Source organism: Gemmatimonas sp., from assembly GCF_044345575.1.
GTDB lineage: Bacteria > Gemmatimonadota > Gemmatimonadetes > Gemmatimonadales > Gemmatimonadaceae > Gemmatimonas.
Genome location: NZ_JBIJAW010000294.1, coordinates 1 through 4,066, shown reverse-complemented (window position 1 = coordinate 4,066; position 4,066 = coordinate 1). Strand labels below are relative to the sequence as shown.

The window sequence follows — 4,066 nt, the reverse complement described above, 5'->3', positions numbered from 1 at the left end:
GCTGCTGAGCGTCGACGAGCCGGCGCGGGTGCGCGTGCGAGCCGGCGGCGTGGGGGACACGGTATCGCGGTATGATCTCACCGCCGAGGGCGGCGAGATCGCGATACGGTTCCGTCCGCGCTTCTACCAGCGGCACCGTGGCCTCGCGCGCTACGAACCGTGGACGTATCGCCCGTGGGCGCAGAGCGTGGCCGGCTGGACCTCGTGGTACGCCTTTCGCGACAAGGTCACCGAAGCCGACATCCATCGCACCGCCGATGTGATGCGCGACGTGCTACGTCCCTTCGGCTTCACGTATCTGCAGATCGACGACGGATTTCAGCAGGTCCCCATCGGCACGCCAGATCATTGGCTCACCGCCAACGCCAAGTTTCCGTCGGGGCTGCCGGCGCTGCAGCGCGCCATCCGTGAACGCGGGCTCGAACCCGGCATCTGGACGAATGTCAGTTTCGCCATGCGCGACTCGGCGCTCGCTCATCCGGAGTGGTTCGTGCGTGACGCGTCGGGACAGCCCGCGTACGGCAACTGGGTGGGGTACGTGATGGATGGCAGCAGCCCTGCCACGCTCAATGCGCTTATCCGTCCCGTGTACGACTCGCTCCGCGCGATGGGGTGGACGTATTTCAAGCTCGACGCCCTGCGTCATCTGCGATACGAGGGCTTCAACAGCTTCCCCGAGTACTTCACGCAGCGCGGGCTCGATCGCGAGCAGGTGTTTCGCGACGTCGTCGCCGACATCCGCTCGCGCATCGGGCTCGATCGCTATCTGCTGGCGTGCTGGGGTATTCGCCCCGAGCTCATCGGCCTGGTCGACGGGATGCGCGTGGGCGACGACGGCTTCGGGTACGGGGCGTTCGCGCAGTACAACTCGTTCAACAACGTCGTCTGGCGCAATGACCCCGATCACATCGAGCTGCGCCAGCCCGATCGCTATCGCGCGACCACGCTCACGTCGATCACCGGCAGCGTGATGATGGTGACCGATCCGCCGGAGGTGTATCGCACCGCCCAGGTGGATGCCGCGTTGCGCACCGCACCGGTGCTCTTCACGCGTCCGGGACAGGTGTACGATGTGGATCCGTCGCGATCGGCGCTGCTGGGTACGGTCGGCAATACCACGAGTGGGTCGGGGCCCCGACCGTTCGACGCCGACCAGCGTCTGCTGGTGCCGCTGCATCTGCTCGATATCGCGCGCCCCTTCGAGCAATGGAGCGTGGTGGCGCGCACCGGCGGCGATGCCGACATCCCGCTCGCTGACCTAGGGCTCGAGCCCGGCACGGAGTACGTGGGTTTCGAATTCTGGACGCGCCGTGCGCTGGGCGTGGTGCGCGACACGCTGCACGCCGGGGCGGTCGATCCGACGTTTCAGGTGCAGGCGATCTGCCTGCGCAAGCGTATGGCGCATCCGCAGCTGCTCGCCACGAACCGCCATGTCACCTGTGGCGGCGTCGATCTGCAGCAGGTGACGTGGCGCGACGGCGCCCTGCACGGCGCGAGCGACGTGGTGGGTGGTGATCCGTACGAGCTGTACGTAACCACCCCCGCGGCGTACGGCGTGCCGACGGTCACGGTGGAGGGGGCGACGCTCGTGAGTCAGCGCGCGAGTCAGGGCGTGCGGGTGCTGCGGCTGCTGGCCCGGCGTGATGGTCGGGTGACGTGGACGCTTCGGTACGGCCGCCGGGCCGGCGCTCGCTGAACCGAGCGGCGTTCCCCACCGGCACCGGCGCCGAATTCAAGCCGCCGAAGCGACGATCGCGCTTGGCGAAGTCGGCGAACACCGCGTCGAGATCGGCGGTGGTGAGGTCGGGAAACAGCGCGTCCACGAACGCCAGTTCGGCGTACGCGCACTCCCACAGCAGGAAGTCCGAGAGGCGCCGCTCACCACCGGTGCGCAGCAGCAGATCCACGTTGGGGAGCAGCGGATCGGCCGGCCACTCCTGCCCTTCGGCCTGCGCCCGGGCGAAGGCTTCCTGCAGCGCGGCCTTGCTCGAATAGTCGATCGCCACACGCAGGTGCATGCGCGTGCCCTGCGCAGTGCGCGCCTCGACCTCTTCCATCTTGGCCACGAGCGCGGGCGGGAGCCGGTCGCGGCGGCCGATGATGGAGAGGCGAATGCCGTTCGCGCGCAGCTCAGCCAACTGGCGCTCCAGATGCGACGCGAAGAGATCCATGAGGAACCCGACCTCTTCGCGCGGCCGCTTCCAGTTGTCACTGGAGAATGCGTACAGCGTGAGATGCTGCACTCCGAGTCGCGCGCAGTGGGCCACGAGTTCGCGCGCCGTCTGCGCGCCACGGGCGTGTCCCATCCACCGCGGGCGTGCACGCTTGGCCGCCCAGCGGCCGTTACCGTCCATGATGACGGCGAGATGTCCGGGGACGCCCTTCATGCTCCACCCACGCGCTTGATGAGCGCTTCCATGTGCGAGAGATAGCGCTCGAGCGCCACGCGCCCTTCGCCGGTGAGTCGATACTCGGTACGCGGCACGCGGCCGTCGAAACGCTTGGTACAGGTCACGTAGCCAGCATCCTCGAGTTTGCGGGCGTGCACGGACACGTTGCCATCGGACGTGTCGAGCAGCGTACGCAGGTCGGTAAAGGTGAGCGAATCATGGACTGCCAATGCACTGACAATGGCGAGACGAAGGCGCTCGTGAATGAGTCGATCGAGCGCGATCGGCAAGGCCGCATCTCCCGTCACGGCCGTCAATGTTGGCCGTGTCTCGGAAGGACGATCACTGGCCGGTGGCGTTTCGGCCTGGAGTGCCTGCCCAGACGGCTTACCCACCGTGACGCCTCGCAATGCGGAGACCGAACCCGATCTGCAGGAGGCCGAATCCGAGTGCCATCATGAGATTCCCATTGACGTTGGGGAGCAGGAGCGCGACGACGCCGAGGACGAGGAAGCCCACCCCCATGAGGGGGACGGCCCGAATGGAGTGGGCGCCGGCGGTGGTGACGGCCACCCCGTAGAGCAGCAACCACAACCCCGGCAGCACGCGGGACGCGAGCGCCAGATCGAGGCCGGGGAGGAAGGGGTTCACCAGCGCGAAGGTGAGCACGGCCCCCGCGAAGATCGCCGGCCAGAAGCCGAGCAGGAACTTCCGCGCGGGGACGCTGAGCGTGAACACGCCCTCGCTCGACACGCGCCGGCGCATCTTCTGCCACATGGTCCATCCGCCCAAGGCCGTGGCCAAGGGAACGGTGAACATCCACACGGCCATCCACCGCTCCACGCTGGGCTGCATGGCCGCCACCGGCGCCGCGGCGCACGCCATGCCCCCCATGGCCACCAATCCCCACCCCGGCACGTCCGTGAAGGCGGCCGCCCCCTCTATGGTCCGCCGAATAAACGACAGATCCTGCAGGGCGCGGTCGTGCAGCGCGGGCGGGTGAGAAGCGGGGGCGGCCATAGTGGGGAGTATCGACCGATGGCTAGGGAGGATCAAGTACTTTATGGTATCAAGTAAAGCCACGGAGGTTCCGCGCATCCCCCGATTCCCCGCTCGCCTACCGATCCGTCAGCGACCCTGCGCGAGGACGCCCACGGTCTGCTCCAAGCCGCGCGTTCGCGCCACCACATCGGCGGTGCGCCCTTCGCCATCACGCACCGACGGGTCGGCCCCATGCGACAGCAACAGGCGCGTCACCTCGGCCGCCGTCTCGTCATCGTCGGCAAAGCAGAACAGGGCCGTGGGCGCATCCACTCCGCGGAGCACCTCCCGCACCAGGTCGGGCGTGGTCTGCAGCACCTCCCGCAGACGCTCCACCTCGCCGAGGCGGGACAAGGCCCGAATGTCGCGCGAGCGCGGGACCAGCGACGTGGCCACCTCCTGCTGATCGAGCGCGATGGCCCAGCTGAGCGCCGTGCCCTGAAATCGCGGTTCACGGCGATTGATGTCGGCTCCCGCGTCGAGCAGCAGCAACGCGGCGGCGACCGACCCGCCCTGCACCGCCCGATGCAACGCCGTGGCCCCCTCGTGATCGGCAGCGTGGATGTCCGCACCGAGGTCCAGCAGTGTGCGCAGGATATCGGTGCGCCCCTGCAGCGCCGCGCGGTGCAGCGGCC

At 68.3% G+C, this 4,066-nt stretch carries 4 protein-coding genes and 1 pseudogene; 1 reads left to right on the top strand and 4 read right to left on the bottom strand.

Translation table 11 applies throughout. The features are described 5' to 3' along the window. Nucleotides 1–262: 262 nt before the first annotated feature. A pseudogene (locus tag ACIQ6O_RS13840) lies at nt 263–604 on the top strand (alpha-galactosidase); the annotation flags it as partial. Between the two features lie 961 nt (nt 605–1,565). Here the strand turns inward: ACIQ6O_RS13840 and uppS are convergent. The 4 genes from uppS to ACIQ6O_RS13820 all read right to left on the bottom strand — a co-directional run. After that, nucleotides 1,566–2,387 (bottom strand): polyprenyl diphosphate synthase, encoded by an 822-nt coding sequence (gene uppS, locus ACIQ6O_RS13835; protein ID WP_396208372.1) that lies wholly within the window; start codon nt 2,385–2,387, stop codon nt 1,566–1,568. Beyond that, on the bottom strand, nt 2,384–2,698 hold the full coding sequence (locus ACIQ6O_RS13830; protein ID WP_396208371.1) for a winged helix-turn-helix domain-containing protein: 315 nt from the start codon (nt 2,696–2,698) through the stop codon (nt 2,384–2,386). Before ACIQ6O_RS13830 ends, uppS begins: the two co-directional genes overlap by 4 nt. A gap of 79 nt (nt 2,699–2,777) precedes the next feature. Further along, nucleotides 2,778–3,410: a hypothetical protein gene (locus ACIQ6O_RS13825; protein ID WP_396208370.1), complete on the bottom strand. Its 633-nt coding sequence runs from the start codon at nt 3,408–3,410 to the stop codon at nt 2,778–2,780. A gap of 108 nt (nt 3,411–3,518) precedes the next feature. Next, on the bottom strand, nt 3,519–4,066 hold a 548-nt coding region (locus ACIQ6O_RS13820), incomplete at its 5' end, for an ankyrin repeat domain-containing protein (protein ID WP_396208369.1).